The sequence below is a fragment of the Mesorhizobium sp. M7A.F.Ca.AU.001.01.1.1 genome (genome assembly GCF_004022735.1).
GTDB classification, from domain to species: domain Bacteria; phylum Pseudomonadota; class Alphaproteobacteria; order Rhizobiales; family Rhizobiaceae; genus Mesorhizobium; species Mesorhizobium ciceri.
On record NZ_RZPF01001399.1, the window covers coordinates 1 to 390 of the forward strand.

The 390-nt window shown below is 65.4% G+C and carries 1 protein-coding gene; it reads left to right on the top strand.

Going from position 1 to position 390, the window contains the following annotated elements; genetic code table 11:
* Positions 1–390, top strand: a 390-nt coding sequence (locus tag EN884_RS38385) for an MFS transporter (RefSeq protein ID WP_128361251.1), incomplete at both ends; no start/stop codon positions are given.

Consider the following 390-nt stretch of genomic DNA (forward strand, 5'->3'; position numbering starts at 1 on the left):
GCCTCGACCAGAATGTCGTGGTGACCGCGCTGCCGGGCATCAGCGAAAGCCTCGGCCGTCCGCCCAGCCAGCTCGGCCTGCTGATCACCGTCTATGTCGCCAGCCTGATCATCTCGATGCCGCTTGGCGGCTGGGCCGCCGACCGCTTCGGCCTGCGCAACGTCTACTGCTTTGCCTTGCTGGTGTTCGCCGCCTCGTCGGCGCTTTGCGGGCTGTCCGACAACATCTGGACGCTGGTTGGTGCGCGTGCGTTGCAAGGCTTCGGCGGCGCCTTGATGGGCACACTAGGCCAGGTCGTCATCCTGTCGACTTTTCCGCGCAGCCGAACGCTCAAGATCAACATGTACATCTCGCTGGCCGGCCAGTCCGGACCGTTGGTCGGTCCGGACT